This is a genomic window from Alteromonas stellipolaris, from assembly GCF_001562115.1.
In the GTDB taxonomy this organism is placed as follows: Bacteria; Pseudomonadota; Gammaproteobacteria; order Enterobacterales; family Alteromonadaceae; genus Alteromonas; species Alteromonas stellipolaris.
The window spans coordinates 955095-977573 of record NZ_CP013926.1 but is presented as its reverse complement, the minus strand read 5'-3'; the positions used below and the strand labels follow the sequence as shown (position 1 = coordinate 977573).

The 22479-nt window shown below is 44.0% G+C and carries 16 protein-coding genes and 1 other RNA gene; 8 read left to right on the top strand and 9 right to left on the bottom strand.

Annotated features, from left to right (window positions below):
* Positions 1–5: 5 nt before the first annotated feature.
* Positions 6–2000, bottom strand: a complete 1995-nt coding sequence (tkt, locus tag AVL57_RS04035; protein WP_057793702.1) for a transketolase — start codon at positions 1998–2000, stop codon at positions 6–8.
* Positions 2001–2388: 388 nt separating this feature from the next.
* Here tkt and metK point away from each other — a divergent pair, with 388 nt between their 5' ends.
* Complete coding sequence (metK, locus tag AVL57_RS04030) at positions 2389–3534, top strand: methionine adenosyltransferase (RefSeq protein ID WP_057793704.1); 1146 nt, start codon at positions 2389–2391, stop codon at positions 3532–3534.
* A 206-nt stretch (positions 3535–3740) separates the two neighbouring features.
* Here metK and AVL57_RS04025 read toward each other — a convergent pair whose 3' ends face one another.
* Positions 3741–4268: a CYTH domain-containing protein gene (locus AVL57_RS04025; protein WP_057793706.1), complete on the bottom strand. Its 528-nt coding sequence runs from the start codon at positions 4266–4268 to the stop codon at positions 3741–3743.
* A 316-nt stretch (positions 4269–4584) separates the two neighbouring features.
* On the opposite strand from AVL57_RS04025, the gene AVL57_RS04020 reads away from it, so the two are divergent.
* Complete coding sequence (locus tag AVL57_RS04020; protein ID WP_057793708.1) at positions 4585–5070, top strand: hypothetical protein; 486 nt, start codon at positions 4585–4587, stop codon at positions 5068–5070.
* A 28-nt stretch (positions 5071–5098) separates the two neighbouring features.
* Here AVL57_RS04020 and AVL57_RS04015 read toward each other — a convergent pair whose 3' ends face one another.
* The gene (locus tag AVL57_RS04015) at positions 5099–5629 is read right to left on the bottom strand and encodes a 3'-5' exonuclease (RefSeq protein WP_057796336.1); all 531 of its coding nucleotides are present in this window, start codon (positions 5627–5629) and stop codon (positions 5099–5101) included.
* 213 nt (positions 5630–5842) lie between these two features.
* Positions 5843–6991, bottom strand: a complete 1149-nt coding sequence (locus AVL57_RS04010) for an iron-containing alcohol dehydrogenase (protein ID WP_057793710.1) — start codon at positions 6989–6991, stop codon at positions 5843–5845.
* Between the two features lie 84 nt (positions 6992–7075).
* Between AVL57_RS04010 and AVL57_RS04005 the strand changes: the two genes are divergently transcribed.
* The 4 genes from AVL57_RS04005 (at position 7076) to AVL57_RS03990 (ending at position 14300) form a co-directional block, all read left to right on the top strand.
* Positions 7076–7990, top strand: a complete 915-nt coding sequence (locus tag AVL57_RS04005; protein WP_057793712.1) for an AraC family transcriptional regulator — start codon at positions 7076–7078, stop codon at positions 7988–7990.
* A 109-nt stretch (positions 7991–8099) separates the two neighbouring features.
* Complete coding sequence (locus AVL57_RS04000; protein ID WP_231701277.1) at positions 8100–9341, top strand: ABC transporter substrate-binding protein; 1242 nt, start codon at positions 8100–8102, stop codon at positions 9339–9341.
* Positions 9341–12211: an ATP-binding protein gene (locus tag AVL57_RS03995; RefSeq protein WP_057793714.1), complete on the top strand. Its 2871-nt coding sequence runs from the start codon at positions 9341–9343 to the stop codon at positions 12209–12211. Before AVL57_RS04000 ends, AVL57_RS03995 begins: the two co-directional genes overlap by 1 nt.
* A 157-nt stretch (positions 12212–12368) precedes the next feature.
* Entirely contained in the window at positions 12369–14300 is a 1932-nt protein-coding gene (locus AVL57_RS03990; RefSeq protein WP_061093572.1) for a putative bifunctional diguanylate cyclase/phosphodiesterase, read from the top strand.
* Between the two features lie 41 nt (positions 14301–14341).
* Here the strand turns inward: AVL57_RS03990 and rnpB are convergent.
* The 4 genes from rnpB to AVL57_RS03970 all read right to left on the bottom strand — a co-directional run bounded on the left by rnpB (position 14342) and on the right by AVL57_RS03970 (position 19403).
* An RNA gene (gene rnpB / locus AVL57_RS03985) (RNase P RNA component class A) lies at positions 14342–14691 on the bottom strand.
* Positions 14692–14744: 53 nt separating this feature from the next.
* The gene (locus tag AVL57_RS03980) at positions 14745–16205 is read right to left on the bottom strand and encodes a potassium/proton antiporter (protein ID WP_057793718.1); all 1461 of its coding nucleotides are present in this window, start codon (positions 16203–16205) and stop codon (positions 14745–14747) included.
* A 92-nt stretch (positions 16206–16297) separates the two neighbouring features.
* Positions 16298–18925, bottom strand: coding sequence for a protein translocase subunit SecDF (locus AVL57_RS03975; RefSeq protein WP_057793719.1), 2628 nt, complete (start codon positions 18923–18925; stop codon positions 16298–16300).
* Between the two features lie 70 nt (positions 18926–18995).
* On the bottom strand, positions 18996–19403 hold the full coding sequence (locus AVL57_RS03970) for a hypothetical protein (RefSeq protein ID WP_057793721.1): 408 nt from the start codon (positions 19401–19403) through the stop codon (positions 18996–18998).
* A 141-nt stretch (positions 19404–19544) separates the two neighbouring features.
* Between AVL57_RS03970 and AVL57_RS03965 the strand changes: the two genes are divergently transcribed.
* Positions 19545–20069, top strand: coding sequence for a DUF421 domain-containing protein (locus AVL57_RS03965; RefSeq protein ID WP_057793723.1), 525 nt, complete (start codon positions 19545–19547; stop codon positions 20067–20069).
* A 27-nt stretch (positions 20070–20096) separates the two neighbouring features.
* Here the strand turns inward: AVL57_RS03965 and AVL57_RS03960 are convergent, their stop codons facing one another.
* Positions 20097–21296 carry a helix-turn-helix domain-containing protein gene (locus AVL57_RS03960; protein WP_057793725.1) on the bottom strand — a complete coding sequence of 400 codons (1200 nt, stop codon included), beginning with the start codon at positions 21294–21296 and terminating at the stop codon, positions 20097–20099.
* Positions 21297–21495: 199 nt separating this feature from the next.
* Between AVL57_RS03960 and AVL57_RS03955 the strand changes: the two genes are divergently transcribed.
* A complete protein-coding gene (locus tag AVL57_RS03955; RefSeq protein ID WP_057793727.1) occupies positions 21496–22395 on the top strand; it encodes a DUF2306 domain-containing protein in 900 nt (299 codons plus the stop codon).
* Positions 22396–22479 lie beyond the last annotated feature (84 nt).

The window sequence follows — 22479 nt, the reverse complement described above, 5'->3', positions numbered from 1 at the left end:
CCTCGTTAGCTAAGAGACAATGCTGCCTCTACCACTGCATCAGTAGTAATATTAAAATGTTTGAACAAGTCACCCGCTGGTGCTGATTCACCGAACGTATCCATACCAATGATGGCGCCGTTGAAACCTACATATTTGTACCAGCTTTCTTTCGATAGTGCTTCAACTGCAACACGCTTAGTTACGCTAGAAGGCAACACGCTTTCACGGTAATCCGCTGATTGACGGTCGAAAACGTCGGTAGAAGGCATTGAAACTACGCGAACCGCTTTACCATCTGCAGTTAGTTTATCAGCTGCTTCAACGGCAAGTTGAACTTCAGAACCAGTGGCAATAAAGATGTATTCAGGCGTGCCTGCACAATCTTTAAGCACATAACCACCTTTAGTAACATCAGCTAATTGCTGGGCATCACGAGGTTGCTGTGGCAAACCTTGGCGAGTGAAAATCAATGTTGAAGGGCCATCGTTACGCTCAATTGCGAACTTCCATGCTATAGCCGATTCAACTTGGTCACATGGACGCCAGTTATCTAGGTTTGGTGTAGCACGTAGTGCCACTACTTGTTCTACTGGCTGGTGCGTTGGACCATCTTCACCCAAACCGATTGAATCGTGGGTGTATACAAAAATAGCAGGTTGCTTCATTAACGCCGCCATACGTACAGCGTTACGGGCGTATTCCATAAACATTAGGAAAGTTGCGCCGTAGGCTTTAAAACCACCATGAAGGGTAATACCGTTCATCATGGCTGACATACCGAATTCACGTACACCGTAGTAAATGTAGTTACCAGAAGCGTCAGTGGCTTCAACGCCTTTACTGCCATCCCAAATAGTTAGGTTTGAACCCGCTAAGTCGGCAGAACCGCCTAGAAGCTCTGGTAGTAATGGGCCAAAGGCGTTTAATGCATTTTGAGATGCTTTACGTGACGCAATGTTTTGCGGGTTAGCTTGCAAATCAGCAATGATTTTGTCTGCTTTATCGCTGAAGTCGGCTGGCAATTCGCCATTTACACGACGCTTAAATTCAGCCGCCAATTCAGGGTAAGCACTTTCGTATGCTGCGAAGGCATCGTTCCACGCACTTTCAGCGTCGCCACCTTTGGCTTTCGCATCCCAACCGGCATAAATGTCGTCTGGAATTTCAAATGCACCGTGTTTCCACCCAAGCTTTTCGCGAGTAGCAATGATTTCGTCATCACCTAATGGTGCACCGTGACAAGACTCAGTGCCTTCTTTGTTTGGCGAACCAAAACCAATCACCGTTTTACAGCAAATTAGCGTAGGCTGAGCGCTGTTCGATTTAGCTTGCTCAATGGCTGCTTTAATTTGTTCTGAATCATGACCGTCAACACCTTCAATCACTTCCCAGCCGTAGCTTTTAAAGCGTGCTGGCGTATCGTCGGTAAACCAACCTTCAACTTCACCGTCAATTGAGATACCGTTGTCATCCCAAAATGCCACTAACTTACCAAGGCCTAATGTACCCGCAAGTGAACAAGTTTCATGAGAAATACCTTCCATAAGGCAACCATCGCCCATGAAAGTATAGGTGTAGTGATCGACAATATCGTGACCGTCACGGTTAAACTGCGCTGCTAATACTTTCTCAGCTAGCGCCATACCCACAGCATTACTTACGCCTTGACCTAATGGGCCAGTGGTAGTTTCAACACCCGGTGCATATCCATATTCTGGATGACCTGGCGTTTTAGAATGTAGCTGACGGAAGTTCTTAAGCTCTTCAATAGGCAGTTCATAGCCTGAAAGATGAAGCAAAGAGTACAACAGCATAGAGCCGTGACCGTTTGAAAGCACGAAGCGGTCTCTGTTTGCCCAAGACGGGTTTGCTGGGTTGTGTGATAGAAAATCACCCCATAATACCTCGGCAATATCAGCCATCCCCATAGGGGCGCCTGGGTGACCAGATTTGGCCTGTTGAACAGCGTCCATGCTTAAAGCACGGATGGCATTGGCAAGTTCACGACGAGAGGGCATGTTGTCTCCTGATTTATTTTGTAGCTGAATTTCGCTAAGGGAACACTGTGGGCAAAATCCCTTTGTTCAACCTTAAAGCGCTGCATTGCTGTATATCTTAATGTGGGCGTTATTCTTACCCATGCCACCATTCAGTTCAATGGCTTTTCATTGCCATTACCGAAAGTTGGCTAAAATAATGAATATTCACATCATTCCTTTGCTAGCCAATATCGCTTCTTTGGGTAAGCGTGGCTAAATTTACTTAATTGTCTGCAAAAGTGATCCGCCACTGTCAACAAATCGTAACGAAAGGACTTTTAGACGTCTAGAAGTAAAGACTGGTATTTATACCTTGTTTTAGTACAATACTCACCTATTTTGAACAATAAACGCTTATGGAGCATGTATGGCCACGCATTTATTCACCTCCGAGTCTGTGTCTGAAGGACACCCGGACAAAATCGCCGATCAAATTTCAGATGCGGTTCTAGATGCTATTCTAGAGCAAGATCCTCGTGCCCGCGTGGCCTGTGAGACCTACGTTAAAACCGGAATGGTATTAGTAGGTGGTGAAGTCACTACCTCAGCGTGGGTTGATATTGAAGAAATTACACGTAAAACCGTAAGAGACATAGGCTACGTTCACTCTGATATGGGTTTCGATGCTGACTCTTGTGCAGTGTTAAACGCTATCGGTAAACAGTCGCCAGATATCAACCAAGGTGTTGACCGCGAAAGTTTAGAAGAACAAGGTGCAGGCGACCAAGGCCTTATGTTCGGTTACGCCAGTGACGAAACTGACGTACTGATGCCAGCGCCAATTACTTATTCTCACCGCTTGGTTCAAAAACAAGCTGAAGTAAGAAAGTCTGGCAAGCTAGACTTTTTGCGCCCAGATGCGAAAAGCCAAATTACCTTTAAGTACGAAAACGACAAGCCTGTAGGCATTGATGCGGTAGTACTTTCTACGCAGCATTGTGATTCTGTTTCTACTGCACAAGTACGTGAAGCAGTAATGGAAGAAATTATTAAACCGGTGCTTCCTAGCGAGTGGCTTAATAGCAACACTCAATTTCACATTAACCCTACCGGTCGCTTCGTTATTGGCGGACCTGTTGGTGATTGTGGTTTAACTGGTCGTAAAATCATTGTAGATACCTACGGTGGTATGGCCCGTCACGGTGGTGGTGCTTTCTCTGGTAAAGATCCTTCAAAAGTAGACAGAAGCGCAGCTTACGCTGGCCGTTATGTTGCTAAGAACATTGTCGCTGCAGGGCTAGCTAAGCGTTGCGAAATTCAAGTTTCTTACGCCATTGGTGTTGCCGAGCCAACCTCTATTAGCATTGATACTTTCGGTACTGGCGTGGTTGATGAGAAAACCTTAGTGGCGTTGGTACGTGAACATTTCGATTTACGCCCTTATGGGCTAATCAAAATGCTTGATTTAGAGCGTGCTATTTACTTACCTACTGCTGCATATGGTCACTTCGGCCGTGAGGCATTCCCGTGGGAAGCGACTGATAAAGCTGAAGCACTTCGTTCATCGGTATAGTCTGCCGAAGGCTGTTTATCTAGCTCAAGGCTGTTTACCTAGCTCAAGGCTGTTGAAAGCTAAAGACAGAAAAAGGGTCGCTTCACTTTATAAAGTAAAGCGACCCTTTTTAATTTCAGATATTTATCTATTTAACCTTGGCTGTCTTTAAGCCATATCTAGGCAGTTTCTTCGCTACATAGTGATTATATAATGGCTATATAGGACTATATGGATCCTGCAAAAATAGAAGCACTATTCATACTGCCGCTTGCAATAACCATATCAGGCAAACCAAATCGCGCTAACGCGACATTTTGAAATTCTTTCTTATGGGTCACCTCCGTTTCAGCGAAATCTGGCGGTAAAAACTGTCGACTGCTCATTTCACTGTCAAATTCAACTTCCACCACTTTCAAAGGTGCTAAATTACCGGTGAAAATGTCTACCACCAGCTGTGCACCAAAAAAGTCGATACGATATCGCTGCTTTTCCACCCGCATGTTTTGGGTTAACGGCCATAAATCAGCAAATTGCTCAGAGTCCAACGCAATTCGCGTATCTCTGCGTTTAAGGCCAACACCTTGTTTAACGGCCATGGTGTAGTTGCCACCTTCGTCCCTAATTCGAATATGCTTATCCGGCTCGGTGGCTAAATAACCTTGTCTAATTGCCACAGGTTTTCGTGTATCTAACAAACCTTCTGGCACATAACTTACTAAAAACTTTCGTTCAAATTCCCATTCCGTTTGCATCACTCACCTCCGGCCATGTTCCCTATTTGAAAGTACTGCTTTGCCCACTCAATTGAAGTAAGTCTTACTACTACCCTTTAAAAGTTAGTTCACAATAGAAATATCTAACAAGTTTATTTTTCACCTTTTGGATAAAAGACTACACTTACTATTCAGCTCTAATTTTTTGTTTCAGTTTTGTGTCATTTTTTTAAGATAAAGTTAGGCACTTAGGGCGAACAAAACCCTTGTGGCTTTGAAGCTACCACTTAAATTTATAATAATCGGTATTCAAAAGAACACGTTTACGCTGTCTCACTCGACTAGGAATTTATTCATGAAAACTTACCCAACTTGCGTGGTTTGTTTAATATTGCTTGCCCCTTTGAGTGCCACTTACAGCGAGGCAGCTGATTGGAAAGCTGCTGATTGGGATGGCTACTACGGCCCCATCGTGTTCAAAAGCGAGAAAATAGCAAAGTGGAAAATTAAAAGTCGCTTTAATGAAACGCGCCTTGAATCCATACCTGGCTACGATAATCACTTTAACGCCAGCAAAAACAGTCAACTTTCTATTCGCGCCCAGCGTGCTTTAACGCTACTTTTTGAACAGCAAGTATATGCGTCGTTTAATACGACTCACTCACCTTTGCAATACTATCCTGAATGGCGCTACATACCTGAAGACTTAGGCACGTTTACTCGATTAGGTTGGCTAGTTGGTGACGAGAGCGGTTTGAATATGGCGTTAGAATTTGAACATCGAGAGGTGGGAGACAAAGAAAACAATGCGCTTACGTTAGGTGTTCAATACTTTTTCTGATTTTATAAAGCATTACTAAAAGCTGGTACTAATTTTTGTGCTTTGCCGCTTCCACTTTATTACGAGTTTCCACATACGTACTTTGAATAACTTTCGCATCAGTACTTGCTCGATGGCGGCGATCGTCGCTTTGCGATTCAATATCTGTTTTTACGTCATGCCAAAGCGCCATTTGAGGTTCGCTCAAGACATACTCCAATGCTCGACATGAAAAAGACATTTGAACCGAGGCTGCTGCAAAAAGTTTTATTAGCCAAGGGTTATCTACCACCCATCCGTCGCTATACACAATGGTATTGCTTAGAAAGGCATTAAGCTCGTGACACACTTTGACCGGGCAAACGCCGTAAGTGTTCAACATGGCTCTGGTGATACCATGTAAAGATTCTGCTTCTTGATCCCAATGAACCCAACTATCAACGGGACGAATGAGTTTGCACCACTTTGCACCATCATAGCGCACTATCCCTATTTCAATAGGATAACTACGGGCACCAAACCCACTGGCTTCCACATCAATAATGGAAGGGGGATAATTTCTTTGCAAGCTAACTCCCATCTGCGCTGGCGTGATATACGCCTTGCCTTCTTTAAACTTAATAAACGAACTCAGAAAGCGCAAACGGAATTGAAAATCATACTTCTGTTGTATAATTAAAAAACAAACCGACACTTCATCTACCTTGTTAATAGTAGAATCGTGCCAGTTTGTATCAATACACAATCAGAAGGCGGGCTGTATATAAAGTGATAGCCCACTTTTAGATAGGTATTACTCAGCCACCGCCAAGTTAAGAATTTGCTCACTTACCTCTGGGGTAATAGCACCCGTTTCGCCAAGGGAAAGCATCTTATTTCCTTTTAAGTTTTCTAGCACGGCATTCACTGCACTTTGCTTGTCGCCTTCATGCTCGGTAAGCTGGGTAGCCACTTCAAGGCTTTGATAGAACGCTTCTATAGCATCGATAGTGCGAAGAGCAATATCATCGCTTTGTGCTAAACCAAACACGTTTTGGCCCATCTGCGTTAACTTCGCTGATTTGGTCTCAAGTTGAACCCGTAGTAGTGACGGCTGAACAATCGCCAATGAACGAGCATGATCTACGCCATAAAGTGCCGTGAGTTCGTGGCCTATCATATGCGTAGCCCAATCTTGCGCAACACCTGAACCAATGAGGCCGTTCAGTGCTTGGTTTGCTGACCACATAAGGTTAGCGCGCCATGCGTCATCTTTATTATCAATTTTTCCGCCAAGTTGAATTAGGGTTTTTAGCAAGGTTTCAGCGTAACCATCTTGAACCGGAGCATTTTGCGGGAAGGTTAAGTATTGCTCGCAAACATGAACAAAGGCATCCACTAAGCCGTTAACTACCTGGCGATGCGGAAGGCTTTTTATTACATCTGGATCTAATACAGCAAACTGCGGATAAACTAACGGAGACATAAACGCCAACTTTTGCTTAGTCGCTTTCTTGCTAATAACAGAGCCACCATTAGATTCAGAACCTGTTGCCGGCAAGGTTAGAATAGCGCCAATAGGTAGTGCCTTATCAACCTTGTGCTCTCCAGTTAGAATGTCCCACCCGTCGCCGTCATACACGGCACTTGCCGCCACATACTTAGCGCCATCAATCACGCTACCACCGCCTACCGCGAGAATATAGTCAACACCAGCTTCTTTGATTAGGGCAACAGCTTTGTCTAGAGTTTCAATGGTTGGGTTTGGTTCAACGCCACCGAAAGATTCCCAGTTATAGCCTTCCAATGCTTTTTCTACTTGGTCGTAAACGCCGTTCTTTTTAATCGAACCGCCGCCAAACAACACAAGAACGTGGCTGTCTTTTGGAATAAGGGTGTTGATTGAGCCAATTTGTCCTTGGCCAAATTGAATGCGAGTTGGGTTGCTAAATGAAAATTTCATGGTCTTTCCTCTGTCATTGCATGCCTGTGTTAATGCATAATAGTGCCATTACGTGTAAACAAACCGTCTATTTCTGGAAAAAATTTGCCTATTTCTACAAACAATCCAGTTTCCACTACTGAGCTGGCTTTTTTAAGCCAAATTCTGAAACAGTTTTTAAACGCTAAAGGTAAATCGGCACTGAATGGCGTGAGCAAAACGGATATAGAAGGAGTGCGAGTTTTCCGCGATCCTCACGGAAGCCCCAAGCAGCCGCTACTTTATCAGTCGGGTATTATTATCATGTTACAAGGCACTAAACGCTTGTATGTTGATAATCGTGAAATCGAATACAAGAAAGGCGATTACATTGTTTTCGGTGTGCCCTTGCCTGCGCAATGTGCTGCCACCTTAGACAATGACGATTGCATATTAGGTTTGGTCATTGATATTCCCGCATCGTTACTGGTAGAGCTTTCCCAATGGCGTGACGACAAGGAAAAAAACAGCCCCGCCCCTACGTTTACAGTCAGTCAGCAGTCATTAGATGAAAATATTACCGATGCTACACGCAGACTACTACAAGCATTAACACACGGTAATAGTGCACAGGCACTGGGCGCAGGTTTTGTGCGAGAAATTGTATACTATGTTCTCAATGGCCCAGCTGGTCACGTACTATGTGGATTAACTGACAACGGCCACTATGCGAGAGTCGCACAAGCATTACGAACGATTCATGATGACTATGCATCGGTATTAAATGTAGATTCACTTGCTGCGAGTGTGAACATGAGTGTATCTGGTTTCCACCGCGCATTTCGTGATGTCGTGCTGGACTCACCCGTCCAATATATAAAGAAATTTAGATTGTCTAAAGCCAGAGAGTTAATCGCGCTAGGTCATCGAGTGGGAGACGCGGCCGAAGCGGTGGGTTACAACAGCCTATCGCAATTCTCCAGAGAGTTTAAGCGATACTACCAATTCACCCCAGTCCAAGATCGTCAATCTGCGAACTAATTGCAGTAATATAACTCACTTAAGGCTGTTTTTCGCCTAACAAAACCTTGCTAAAAATTCGGTTTATGAATGATTAATAATTAAACAAAAATAGACGAAAGAATAAGGTTTGGAAGGTAAAACTAACCAATTAATGCTATACAATTACAAGCCTTATCCTCAACTTCAAGATTTTATGCGCTTACGTTTCACATTTTGGCTCTTAACGTTATTGATGTTAAGTTTTCACTCCAACGGCAGTGAGACGTCTACACCACTCTATATTGGTATAGACGCTGACTTTTCGGCTGTTGCCGTGGACGGTGGTGTAGCCATAAAAAGAGGCGTTGAACTTGCGGTAGATGAAATTAATAAAAAGGGGGGCTTGCTAGGCCGTCCGGTTGATATCCTCTTGAAAGATCACAGAGGCAACCCTGCCCGCGGTATTCACAATATTAAACAGTTCGCCACCAATAGCGATTTAATCGCGGTAATAGGAGGCGTACATACCCCTGTGGCATTGGCCGAGCTTGAGACTGTTCATCAACTTAATTTGCTTTATCTCGTTCCTTGGGCGGCGGGCACGCAAGTGGTAGACAACCAATATACTCCCAACAATGTATTTCGCGTGTCAGTCCGTGACGCCGAGGCGGGAAAAGTACTTATTCAGCATGTTGCTTCTCGCGGTATTAAACGTGTAGCACTGGTTTTAGAACGTACTGGGTGGGGGCGCTCTAACGAGACATCGCTCAGCTTGGCTGCGGCCGAAATGGGGATCACCATAACCACTACCCGCTGGATTAACTGGCAACAGAAGAAATTTGAAGAAGATATATCTGCTATCAAGTCAGACAAAGCAGAAGCCATCGTTTTAGTTGCTAATGCACCTGAAGGTGCGTTGGTAGTGAACGAATTAGCCGCCCAAAACCTCACAGCTTTCCCTGTTGTTTCCCATTGGGGCATTGCTTCAGGCAACTTTATAGAGCGTTTAAATGTAGAGCCCGACTTACTGAACTTGTCGGTATTGCAAACATTTCATTTTGATTATCAGAAGCACGCAAAAGCCCAGCAGTTGTTAGAGGCTTACCACCGCAAATATGGCTTAATCGCTCCTGAAGCTATTCACGCGGTTACAGGCATTGCGCACGCGTATGACCTTGTTAATATGCTAGCATTAGCGGTAACAAAAGCGGGTACCACGGATGTAGATGCGCTACGAAACACATTAGAAGACTTAGGTACTTTCGACGGTGCATTGAAAACTTATGACCCAGCATTTACCCCCACACAGCATGACGCATTAATGGCTAAGGACTATTTTATGGCTTCATTTGATAAAAAAGGTAACTTGGTCGTTCTGGAAAATCAGTAATGCAATTCCAGCCACCACCGCTTAGAAAGCGCCTATTAACCAGTATGCTGCCCCGCTTGTTTGGGTTAATTTTAATTGTAGCGTTAATGCTTTTTGCGTTTACCTTCTTTTTTGCCAAGCAGCAAATTGAGAGCGTTCAAAAACAGTCTATTGAAGGCTTAAAGCAAGATCTTTCTTTCATCGTTAATGATACCACCCGGCAGTTATCTGACCTTGCGTCTAACGATATTATTATCAACTCACTGGTGGATTTAGAACAGCGGGATAATTATCTCCCTATGTTCTTCAGATCGTTAAAGTTAACCCAAACCCGTAATGTAGAATTTGCGTTATACGACTTTTCCGGCGAAATGGTTATTCAGAAAAATTGGAGTCATTCTATTTCTGAAAAACTGGATACTGCATGGCAGCAAAAGACCCTTGGCGCGTCGCTATCATTTTCTTCAATCACCCAAAATGGGGTGCTTTTTTCAGTGCCTGTTTTGCTAAGCGGCGCTGCAGAAGGTGCGCTAGTCATGTACGTGGAAAGCCTTCAAGCCTTATTAGCCCCCTACCCTCGACTAACTAACCAAGTCGTGACTGATGAAAATGGGTTAGTACTTTTCAGCAGTGATCCTGAATTTATCATTCCAGGCACTCCGTTTAGTGACGTGGATACCATGGGCTATGTGTTGCAGGACTCTCGCTATCAGAACTTAACCCTGTATAGCATTAAACCTATCGTCAACGCCCTAAAAGGTTTGTATTGGTTAGCACTACTCATGTTGGCCATTATTATAGGTATTATCTTAGTTAATTTTCACATGATTCGTACCACTGCGCTGCTTGCGGAGAATACCCTTTCAACCCTTTATAAAGACATTGTTAATCGTATTAAAGATACCGATATTCAAGAGCCAGTGATTGTAGAAGAAGCCCGAGAATTAGCTAATATTCGCAGTGCGTTTGATACTTTAATATCAGATCTTGCAGAGATGTCATTATCGAATGAACAGTTTTCTAATGTTATTGATTCGATGGGAGATATGCTCTTAGTGGTAGATGATAAGCATCGCGTGATGTTAAGCAACAAACGCTTCGATGCTTTTTGTGAAGATCAGTACGGAGAACGTGAGGGTACGGTTAAGTACATTCTCAACAAGCTCATTAATAAATCTTCTGGAGAGTTAAAACACTTCTCGGTAGAAGACGGACTAGAAAAGCATATTAAATGGACCAATACGCCACTTGAAGATGCTAACCATAATATTAAAGGCGCTATTTTCGTTGGGGTTGATTATAGCACCCAGCGCTCCCTTGAAAGTCATGTACAAATTCTTAATCACGCCATGGATGAAGCTACCGTTTCTATTGTTATTTCAGACATAAAACGCACAGGCCAGCCAATAATTTATGTTAACAATGCATTTCACCGTCTTACAGGGCACAGTAAAGAAGATATTATTGGTAGAAATTGCAGGCTGATGCAGGGTGAGGGTACTGATAGCCATGCAACAACATTGATTCGCAGAGCGATTGCAAACCGTGAACCTGTTGAAACCACAATACTTAACTACCGTAAAGACGGAACGTCTTTCTACAACAGGCTTATACTTACTCCAGTAAAGTCTGGAGGCGAAGTCACCCACTATATTGGTTTTCAACAAGACGTGACACAACAGCGACAAGCCGAGCGTTATTTGCAAGATGCGAAGCAAAAAGCGGAAGAGTCAGCGCATATGAAATCTGGCTTCCTTGCCAGTATGAGCCATGAAATACGTACTCCTATTCACGGTATTTCTGGAGTACTGCAGTTGCTATCGAATTCCCCATTGAACGACGAGCAAAAGCACTACCTCTCGCTTGCTAATTTCAGTATTCAAGGCCTGCTGCACATCGTCAATGACATTCTTGATTTCTCTAAAATTGAAGCTGGGCAACTTCAAATAGATGATCAACCTTTCGATTTATTAGAAACCCTAGAAAGCTTGCAGTCGCAATACGCCATTTTGTGTCAAGAAAAAGGGCTTCGCCTTCATTTTCATTTTAACCTTCAAGGTTTTCATGTGGTCATCGGAGACTCGGTTCGCTTCCGGCAAATTCTCTCTAATTTGATTGGTAACGCAGTTAAATTCACCGAGAAGGGTGAAATTGACGTCACTACCACCTTAGAACATACCAATGGCGATAAGCTTCGCTTGACCTGCGCAGTCAAAGATTCGGGGATAGGTATCGCAAAAGAAAAACAAGCAGGAATTTTTGAGGTCTTTACCCAAGAAGACCTGTCTACAACACGCAAATTTGGTGGCACGGGGCTTGGCCTTTCTATCAGTAAACAGTTGTGTGAGCTTATGGATGGTGAAATTCGTTTAGAAAGTGAAAAAGGCGAAGGCAGTACTTTCACTTTTAACATCATCCTAAAAGAGGGCGACGATAGCCTAGTAGCGCCCCAACTAAGTGCGGCTCATAGCCACAACACCGCAGCACAAAAACGTAAAATTCTTATTGTTGAAGATAACGACATCAACCAGGTCATTGTGAAACAGCATTTAAGCGGCCACAAAACCTTGAGTGCGAAATCAGGTATTGAAGCATTAGAAGCCTTAAAGAAAATGAAAGTGACTTTTGATTTAATATTGATGGACTGCCAAATGCCTGACATGGATGGTTTTGAAGCAACCCGCCGAATACGTCGCGGTGAGGCGGGCGAGCGGTATGTAAATGCTCCCATCATTGCACTAACAGCGAATGCCATGAAAGGTGACAGAGAAGACTGTTTTAACGCTGGTATGAACGACTATTTAAGTAAACCCTTCGACGTTCGAGACCTACTAGAAAAAGTAAACTACTGGGCGGAAAAAAGCACCGAAGCCAAGTTACAGCTTAGCTGATACAGCTCCTCCTCATCTCCCAAAATAACACGCACTTTGAATAGGGTAGATTTGTCGTCTATCCTATTTACACACATCAGAAAAATTGACTCATTGATAGTAAATACTGTTAAGCAGCAATAGCTTAATATTAATACTTAATGAAGCCTTGGTAATAATGACTCACACCGGTGAAATTAAAGCAGGCCAACAAGAAATGTTGGCAGTACGATACCGACGGCGCTACAGGCTCTGTCAAGTTTTAACTATATTAGGCGTTATTTTCTTATTTGCATTAGGGAGTTTTAGCTTAGTCGACGGCGCCGAAGTCCTAGGCACTATATTAATCGTCAACGCATTGGTCGGCTTACTCAATATTTATCTATTAAAACGTACCGGTAATGTTGAGCGTGCAGCCTCCATACTAAGTGGTATTCTTTTCTTCTTATCAATGAGCTTAATCATTACAGGCGGTAAAAATAATACTGGGTTACTGTGGGTTTACCCTATTGTTGCCATCAATCTTTTTATCAATCGCTTTTGGCCTGCTGTATTTTGGTTTGTGATTTTTAGTGTGGCCAGTATTCTACTGCTGTTTACGCCTGCTTCTCTTTTAATGATGACTAACTACTCACTCGTAGAAGCAATTCGGTTCATCCTAACCATGTTGGCTCTAAATTCCATTTGCTTGGCCGCCTTACGCTCCGAGGAACAAGCCTACCAGACGATTATGCAATTGCATGATGATGATATTCGCAAGATGGCCTATTACGACACGTTGACAGGCCTTCCCAATCGGTGGAGTTTTAAAACCAATCTAGAGCGCCTCTTGTCCCGAGCTGAGAAAGATAAACAACGCATTGGCTTATTGTATATTGACCTAGACAATTTTAAGCAGGTGAATGACCAATACGGTCATGAAGCAGGCGATAGACTATTACTTGAGTTCAGTGAACGACTTTGGGAAGAAATCCGCCCTACGGATCAGCTTTTAAAGCCGCAGACGGAAAGCCTAGCAAGGCTAGCAGGTGATGAATTCGTTGTATTATTGCCCAATATTAAAGCGCCTCTTGATGCCAGTGTCGTGGCAACACGTATTCTTAATATTTTCGACGGCGGTTTTGAAGTGGATGACGTCACACATATGATTTATGCCAGTATTGGCATTGCCGTTTATCCCGATGATGCCTGTGATCCTTCAACATTACTTCATCATGCCGATGCAGCAATGTACGACGCAAAACATAACGGTCGTAATTGCTTTAAGTTTTTCACCCAAAATATAGCTGATACGCTACGCCAACGTCAACGCATCGAGAAAGGCTTAAGGCAGGCTTTGAATGACGCGCATTTCTCTTTAGTTTATATGCCAATATTCGACTGTAAAGATAACAGCATTGTCGCGATTGAAGTACTGCTGCGCTGCCAAAGCCCTGAGCTTGAAGGTATTAGCCCTGAGCTTGAAGGTATTAGCCCTGAGCTTGAAGGTATTGGCCCTGACCAGTTTATACCTGTTGCGGAAGCTACCGGCCTTATCAAAGAAATTGATTTATGGGTGATTGAAAATGCTTTTCAAGCGCTAGTCGTCTTGCAAAAAGAACATGATTTTAAAGGGCAGATTTGCATTAACATCTCGGGTGTGGAGCTTCATAATGAGGTATTTCCTACCCAAGTAAAACAGCTATTAGAGCAATATTGCATTGCCCCTGAATGCGTAGAGCTCGAGGTCACTGAAACCGCATTTGTAGCCGACGATGTGAGCGGTTTAGAAACTCTAAAAGCACTAGATGAATTAGGGGTGTCTTTAGCACTCGATGATTTTGGTACCGGCTACACGGCATTCAGTCAATTGATACATTACCCTGCCGATTGTTTGAAAATCGACCGTTCATTTGTTAACGATCTCTTTTCAGAACGTGAAGCGCGCAACAAAATGGTGATGATTATTCAAAATTTGGCAAAGCTTTACGATCTTCGCGTTATTGCCGAAGGCGTTGAAACTGAAGCTCAGATGACGTATCTGCGAGAAAACGGCTGTGACTGGGCACAAGGATATTATTTATCGCGCCCGTTACCTTGGGATAACTTACTCAAATTATTGAGCGCTTAAAGAAAGGGTAAGTGAAGCAGACGCTTCACTTACACAAATAAAGGTGGAGTTGGCCGATAAGCCGGGTTCTGTCGTGGGCAACCATTCCTCTAGATCAGCAATTACTCACTGATTCAAGCAACCTACCCGATCCCCATGCGGGCCACACGTTAAGGGATCCTATTTGGTCTTGCTCCGGGTGGAGTTTACCTTGCCACAACCTGTTACCAGGTGTGCGGTGCGCTCTTACCGCACCCTTTCAGCCTTACCGGCCATTGCTGGCTTAGGCGGTCTTCTCTCTGCTGCACTTGTCGTCGGCTCGCGCCGCCCAGACGTTATCTGGCACCCTGCCCTTTGGAGCCCGGACTTTCCTCCCCTTTCTTACGAAAGCGGCGATTGCCTGGCCAACTCCGCGGCGCATTCTACATGAAGATGGCCTATTTAGCGACAATCACTTGGCAGCTTTTAGGTATCGCCGTAAAAGCAGGTCTCTACGATATTTTTATCCAGCAGTTTTGTTATAACAAAAACCTGATCTTCTGCCTGTAATACCGTGCTTCCTTTGGGAATAAGCGTACTTTCACCACGGGCGACTAACGCCACGACAGTGTCTTCGGGTAACCCCAACTCTGAAATACTTTTGCCTGTTGAGGCAGACATAGAGTGAAGCACTATTTCAATGAGCTCCCGTTTATCTTTTGCCACTTTAACGATTTCTAGCGTATTCGACTCCCCCCGAGGATTATCGAGTACTAAGCCTAATTTACGTGCGGCAAATGGCAAACTTGACCCTTGTAGCAAGGCTGAAATCATCACAATGAAAAATACCACATTAAAAATAAGCTCAGCGCTGGGTAATTCAAAAATTAACGGAAAAATAGCCAAGATTATAGGCACAGAACCGCGAAGCCCTACCCATGAAATCAACACCGAGGCTTTAAACGAAAACCGGCTTAATAACAACAATGGCATTGCCACCAGCGGCCGAGCCACAAAAATAAGCACTACCGCGATTAACAAGCCTTCTTTCCATGTGTGTAAAAGTTCAGAAGGCGTTACCAGCAAGCCTAAAATAACGAACATTGCAATTTGACTTAGCCACGCGAGGCCATCAATGAATACAAAGGTATTTCGTTGATAGGAAAATCGGCTATTACCTACGATTACGCCGGTTATAAAAGTAGCCAAAAAGCCGCTGCCATTTAAGTTCGCCGCTAAACCAAAAGCCAACACACCAAATAACATAACGAATACGGGGTACAAACCAATCGCCATAAGCGTTACGCGCCTAAATAGCGCCACCGCTAAGCCGCCTACCACAGCACCTGTAATTGCACCCACACCCATTTGGCTGACAAACAACAAGGCTAATTCTGACGCCTTTGTGCTGCTATCTTGAATAAGAGTGATAAGACCAATAGTGAGGAATATGGCCATTGGATCGTTTGATGCACTTTCCAGCTCTAGGGTTGCTTTTAGTCTTGATGGAATAGAAATGCCCGCATTACGCAGTACAGAAAATACGGCCGCCGCATCGGTAGAGCCCACTATTGCCCCAAGCAACAGCCCTAAATAAAGGGGCAAATCGAGAATGTACATGGCTGCCAGACCGGTTATGGCCGCGGTGCCAACCACACCAATAGAGGCAAGTAACGCTGCAGGCTTCCACGCCCGCCTAATAGACTTCTTTGAAGTTTGAAGCCCACCATCAAATAGAATGAGGATAAGTGCGAAGGTTCCTATGGAATGTGCGGCATCGGCATTATCAAAAGAAATACGACCGATACCATCTTCACCAGCAAGCATACCCACACCCAAAAAGAGAACAAGTACGGGTACACCAAAACGAGGAGACAGTTTGCTGACCAACACGCCGAAAATGGCTAATAAAGCACTAAGTAGAATGATGTGGTCTACGGCAAACACAAGTTATCTCCTTCTAACATAATAGTATTGAAGTATATAGATGAAATGGGCAAAGCGGTATTTTACCGCCCTACCTATTTCGATTTTAGCGCTTAAGGTATATGTGCCAGCGACGCTTTTACCTCCTCGGCTGTTGGGCGAAGCTGTGTTTTCCCCCTTTGCTCTCTGCGTTTACCCAACATATGGAGTAACGATGAAGTAATAAACAAAGTAGATGAGGTGCCAATAACAACGGCAAATACCATAGGTACAGCAAAACTACTAACTGCGTCGCCGCCTACTAGCGCCATAGGTAACAACGCGAGCAGCGTGGTTAACGAGGTAAATACCGTTCTGCTAAGCGTGCTATTTACCGCTTCATTAATAATATCAGCCAGCGAGCGCTCTGGGCTAATGCGCAGTAACTCTCTCACACGGTCTAACACTACCACTTTATCGTTAATTGAGTACCCTATTAAGGCCAGTAGCGCGGCCACCGCGGTAAGATTAAACTCAATACCGGTTAAGGCAATAAACCCAATGGTTTTGGTTAAATCAAGCAGCACGGTAAGTAAGGCCGCGGTAGCAAAATGCGCTTCAAACTGAAACCATAGATAGGCCAGCATACCGCCACCAGCAATCAGTAAAGCTAAAATAGATAGGTCGGCAAAGCCATCACTCACTTTCGGCCCCACAACATCAACCTTATTAAATACAACAGTGCTGTCAGCGTCTTGTATCACTTGTTTTAACACTTCAATATTGCTGCCTTGCGTGGCAACCGTATTAGCTTCGGTGCTAGCTCCTGTATTAGCTCCTATATTAGATAATGCGTTCGATTGCTCCGATACTGGTGCACGTAATAAGTACTGATTCTTTGCGCCATACTCTTGAATAGCAATATCTTCAAAGTGGTGCTCTTTTAACACTGTGCGCAACTGCTCCGTAGAAAGCTGCGGCGCAGAAATTTCCATCATAGTGCCGCCAGTAAAGTCTACGCCATATTGCAAGCCAGGCTTAAAGAAGAGCGCCATTGAGCACAGGGTTAATATCAGTGACACACTCAACGCTAATTTTTTAGACTTTAAAAAGTTAAACGGTCCTAACTTATCGGCCATGGTTAACAGTGGCGACGATAAATTAATGGGCTCTCTTTGATGCTTCTTAGTGGCTCGCTGCATAAGCAACTTAGTGAGCGCTACCGAGGTAAACAGCGAGGTTATCAGACCTATCGCAATGGTTACCGCAAAGCCTTTTACCGGTCCGCTACCAAAAACAAAAAGCAAGCTAACTGCAATTAGCGTGGTAAAGTTTGAATCCACAATGGTACCAAACGCCTTTTCAAACCCAATTTTAAGCGCGCTACCTGCTGGCCGCCCTTTTTTGGTTTCCTCACGAATACGTTCATTAATTAGGATATTCGCATCTACTGCCATGCCCATGGTGAGTATTAGCCCAGCAATACCAGGGAGAGTAAGTGTGGCACCAAAGAGGGTAAGCACACCGAATACCAATGCCATATTGACCGTAAGCGCTAGACTCGCAATCGCGCCCCAACGTCCGTAAATGGCCAGCATAAAGACTAAAACACCCAGTGCCCCTGCAATGCCGCTTTTCACTCCGGTTTCAATAGCATCGCTTCCTAAATCAGGCCCCACGGTGCGCTCTTCAATAATATGCAGTGGAACAGGCAACGCCCCTGTGCGCAGCATGAGTGCCACATCTTGTGCTTCACTCATGGTAAAGCTACCGGTAATTTCGCCTCTGCCACCGGGAATAACACTATTGATAACCGGTGCAGTGACTACCGTGTCATCTAATACAACTGCCAGCACGCGGCCTATATTGTTTTTAGTCATGGTGGCGAATTGTCGTGCACCCTCGTTATCTAAGCGAAACGTCACCACGGGTTGACTGGTTTCAGGGCTAAACACCGCTGCCGCATCGGTAATATGCTCACCTTCAAGTGCCACATGCTTTTCAAGCAAATACTGCCTATCGTTAATGTCGGCGCGAATAAAGCTCTCACTATTATTCACCTGAGTTTGCCAATGAAAACGCATTTGCGCCGTTGTGCCTAGTAAGGCTTTCACATTGGCAGGGTCTGATATACCGGGCATTTGCACTAAAATAGCATCGCTACCTTGGCGGGTAACACTGGGTTCTGTGAGACCGGTTTCGTCAAGCCGTTTACGCACAACTTCGAGGCTGCGATTGATGGCATCTTTTACTACTGCTGCTTGGTATTCCTCGGTCAGCTCAAGGACAATCACATTCCCTTTTTGGCTAATACCTTTTGAAGCAGTGCCTTGCTGTTCAACGCCTTTTTGGGAAGTGACCTGCTGTGTCAGAAGCAACGCGCTACTTCCGTCAGATTGTACCGCCACTTCACTTGCCCGTTGTTTAACTTTGTAAAAGTCGTCGGGGTTCGAAAGTGTAAATTGAACGCTTAGCCCTTGTTTAGAAGCATGTTTAACGTAGCGAATATTTTGTTCTCTTAAGTCACTAAAAAGTGCTGAAGAATAGGTGTCTAACTGCCGAGCAAATAACGCATCGGTATCCGCTTCTAACAATAAGTGAGAACCACCTTGTAAATCCAAACCAAGGGAAAGCGTGTGTTGGCTGTACCACTGTGGTACATGCTGACGCATAGAATCGGGTAAAATATTGGGGGCGGCGCTAAGTAGGCCTAGTAATATAACTAGCGCATACACTAGGCCGCGAAATGAAAATCGTGTCATAAAAAGTCCTGCAATAAACCTTTAAAAAATGAGAAGCACTGCAAGTGCAGCGCGTGATATCAGTAAGGTATTACAGAGAAGAAGGTGGGCCGCGACTCGATATGCCCTTCCAGTGAAAGGCAATATATTCAAAGGGTTTGCTAAAGATAGCACCCGAGAAGTTGACGAGAACTAAATGGGGTTGATACCCAAAGAGAAGTAGATGTTCATCTGAATTATCTAGGTCGGCATCTTGCTTTTGATTGTGCTGGGTAAACCCAAAGCGTGTAGCAACAGAAAGTCCGAAGTCGGAAAAGGATATCTGCGGGGTTTGCTCGTTAAACGATGCCGTATCATTCGCGGAATAAGCTGAAAATGGCGCGCTGAATACAAGTACCGACACCACAATAGAAAACACCCACGCGTAAACTGAAGACGCGTAGTTTTTCTTAAATGATGATTGATCATCATTGAGACGTTCAGGCTTGAAACGATGCATGAGAGCAGTAGTGATAACTTTTTATTATTGCGTTGCGCTGTATATGGGTATGAAATAGTAAAAAGCAAACCGAAAAATATTAATCTCTTTGTCTACTAACACGGTACAAATAGTGGTAATCACCATGTTAAGGAGAACACCATGTTTAGCGCCCTACCTACTCTGGATATACTGCTTAAAGGCTTACTGCTAACTACTATGGGGATGTTCTGGGTGGTGTTACTGGTTCGCGTGAATGGACTGCGTTCCTTTTCCAAAATGACCAATTTTGATTTTGTGATGACGGTAGCAGTAGGTTCATTGCTAGCAAGTGCGTCTCAAGCCAATAGTTGGAGCGCGTTCTTTCAGGCCATGATTGCTATGGCAGCCCTGTTCTTAGTGCAGTTCGTCACTGCACTATTGCGCAGACGCTCCGATAAGATTGAAGCACTTATGCAAAATACCCCTGTTATATTAATGCGCGACGGTGAAATTATTGACTCTGCGCTAGCCGAAACCCGGGTGGCCCGTAGCGACCTTATGGCAAAACTTCGAGAAGCAAACGTGCTAAACATGCAACAAGTTAGAGCGGTAGTGCTGGAAACCACTGGCGACATTTCTGTGCTTCACGGAAATCATTGTGCAGATGACATGCTAGAAGGCACTAAAACTATTGCTCATCAGTGATTCTCTACATACCTATGAATCACTTTTTTATACGCTCGGCACACTATAATTCATTGTACTTCCCTGCTTTCTATATTCACTTGGCATTTGCCCTGAAATGGCTTTAAACACCCGATTGAATGTTGCTAAGGACGAAAAACCACTCTCCAATGCTATTACTAAAATACTCCATTGCTGGCATTCGTTATCCCGCAATAGTTGCTTAGCATGCTTTACCCTAAACTGATTCACGAACAGGTTAAAGTTGGCCGCAGCAAAGTAGCCTCTTATGGCCTTACTGACTTTATATTCCGAGGTATCTAACGCTTGCGCTAAATGAGCTATTTTTAAGTTTGGTTGCAAAAATATTTGTTCCTGATGAATTAACGTATTTATTCCTTTCACAACAGCCATATCAATTGCTTCATCTTGTTGTATTGCGTCGCCCTCACTGCTAGTGCTATTGAGACAAGAAGAATCAGAGATGCCGCCATTTAATGATTGACTAGGTGTGCCAGCGTTAACTTGATTTCGTGGTTCATTCTGTGGTTGATTTTTTATTTGCCCACGTCGTCGAACACTCATTTTTTGCGAGTGAACCACGTACTGAATGGCACCAAGAATTAGCATTGCCGAAGAGCATATTAACCAGGGTGCGTAAAATTCAACTTCTGTGGGCGTGAATAGAAATTTAGGTAATATTGATGAGTTAAATAAGCCAAGGAAAAAAGCTGTGGCAAAGACTATCGACTGGCGCTTTTGGATGATATTTTTGTTCTCAAACCCGCGCAAAGCTTCCCAAAACGACAATGCTAAAATGCTTGATGAAAGCAAGGTCGTAATTTCATTCATTCCCTGTTTAAGTTTAAGCATCTGTGCTTGGTTTAACAGGTGTGGAATATCGCTCGATACTACTAAGTGCCACGTTTGATTAAATATCACTAATCCTGCAACCACAAGTGCTACCGCAATATGTCTGCGACTTAAGGGGTTATGTTCTCGAAATAGCGTTCTTGCAATTAACCAAACCACATTGCACGTTGCACAGGTTGCTAGCCCAATAACATACTGATACACGCCAAGGGTATCAGCACTCAATTTCTGCGTGGCCACCATACAAAGCGATGCACTAAATATGGCGATTAAATAATTAACTGTCTGCTTATCATTTTTGAACGCATGGGTAAGCATTATGCCCAAACTACAGCACACTAAAAGGTAATAAGGTAAATCGCTTTGCCACGCCACAGGGGTGCTACGCCTTAATATATATCTCTGCCCTCAGTGTAAGAAGAATCGCCGCTAAGCACAAAAGAACTTTGTTAAGGAGTATGTCAAAAGCCCCAACTAAAGGTATTCATTTTCCGAATTTGAGAAGAATGAGCCCTTATTTTCTTTACGATAGAGGAACATTAGAGGGCAAAACATTTATTCAAGAGGCAAAGACATGTTGGCGAAAAGTACCCTAGCACCCGTTTCTCTAAACCCTGAAACCCGAGCATCTGATCCACTAACACCTACTACCTTATCAGCCGCATCAAAGCTGTACGATACCAGCCAGAAAATAGGATTTTCTTGCTTGCTTATCGCGCAAGCTTTCTTTGTTAGTTATTTGATTGCAGGTTATGGCTTTACAGGTATAACCCAAGGAGTGTCTCAATGGAATCGCTTTAATAGCACGGCCTTTGTTGCGGGAGACTCACTTGGCAATGCCATGTATGCCGCGCATGTTTTATTGGCGATAGTCATGATCATTGGCGGAAGCTTGCAACTTATCCCAGCCATTAGGCGTAAATATAAAACCTTTCATAAATATAATGGCCGGCTTTTTGTCACCCTTGCATGCAGTATTTCATTAGCTGGTATGTATCTTCTTCTATCAAGGGGCACCGTTGGCAACCCTTTGCTACATGGGTTAACGGCTTTTTCGGGCGGGATGGTGATTCTAAGTAGTTTCTTTGCTATTCGCGCGATAAGAAACGCCAACGTGGCACTACATCAACGATGGGCGCTACATTTATTTTTAGCCGCCAATGGCGTGCTCTTTTTTAGGCTGTTCATTTTCGCTTGGATGACATTATTTGGCACCCTTGGCATTAATACCGCTAACTTTACTGGCCCTGCGGTAATAAGTGTAAGTGTGCTGTCTTATGTAGCACCTCATATTATTGCACAGTTAATTTGGATGGTTAACGTTAATGCTACCGACAGTGCTATTGGCAATAGCAATCGAACTTCCCTACTAAAACATCTCATAAGCGCAACGCTGTTGGTTGTCTCTGCTATCTTTCTTATTGGACTTTTTGGCTTAACATTGGGGAGCTGGTATCCGGCAGTTATCGCCTAGGGTTTGCTATAATATTTCTGGCTAGGCATTTGTACATTTCCCCTTTTCTACACAAACAAAAAAGCCCTCTAAACAGAGGGCCTT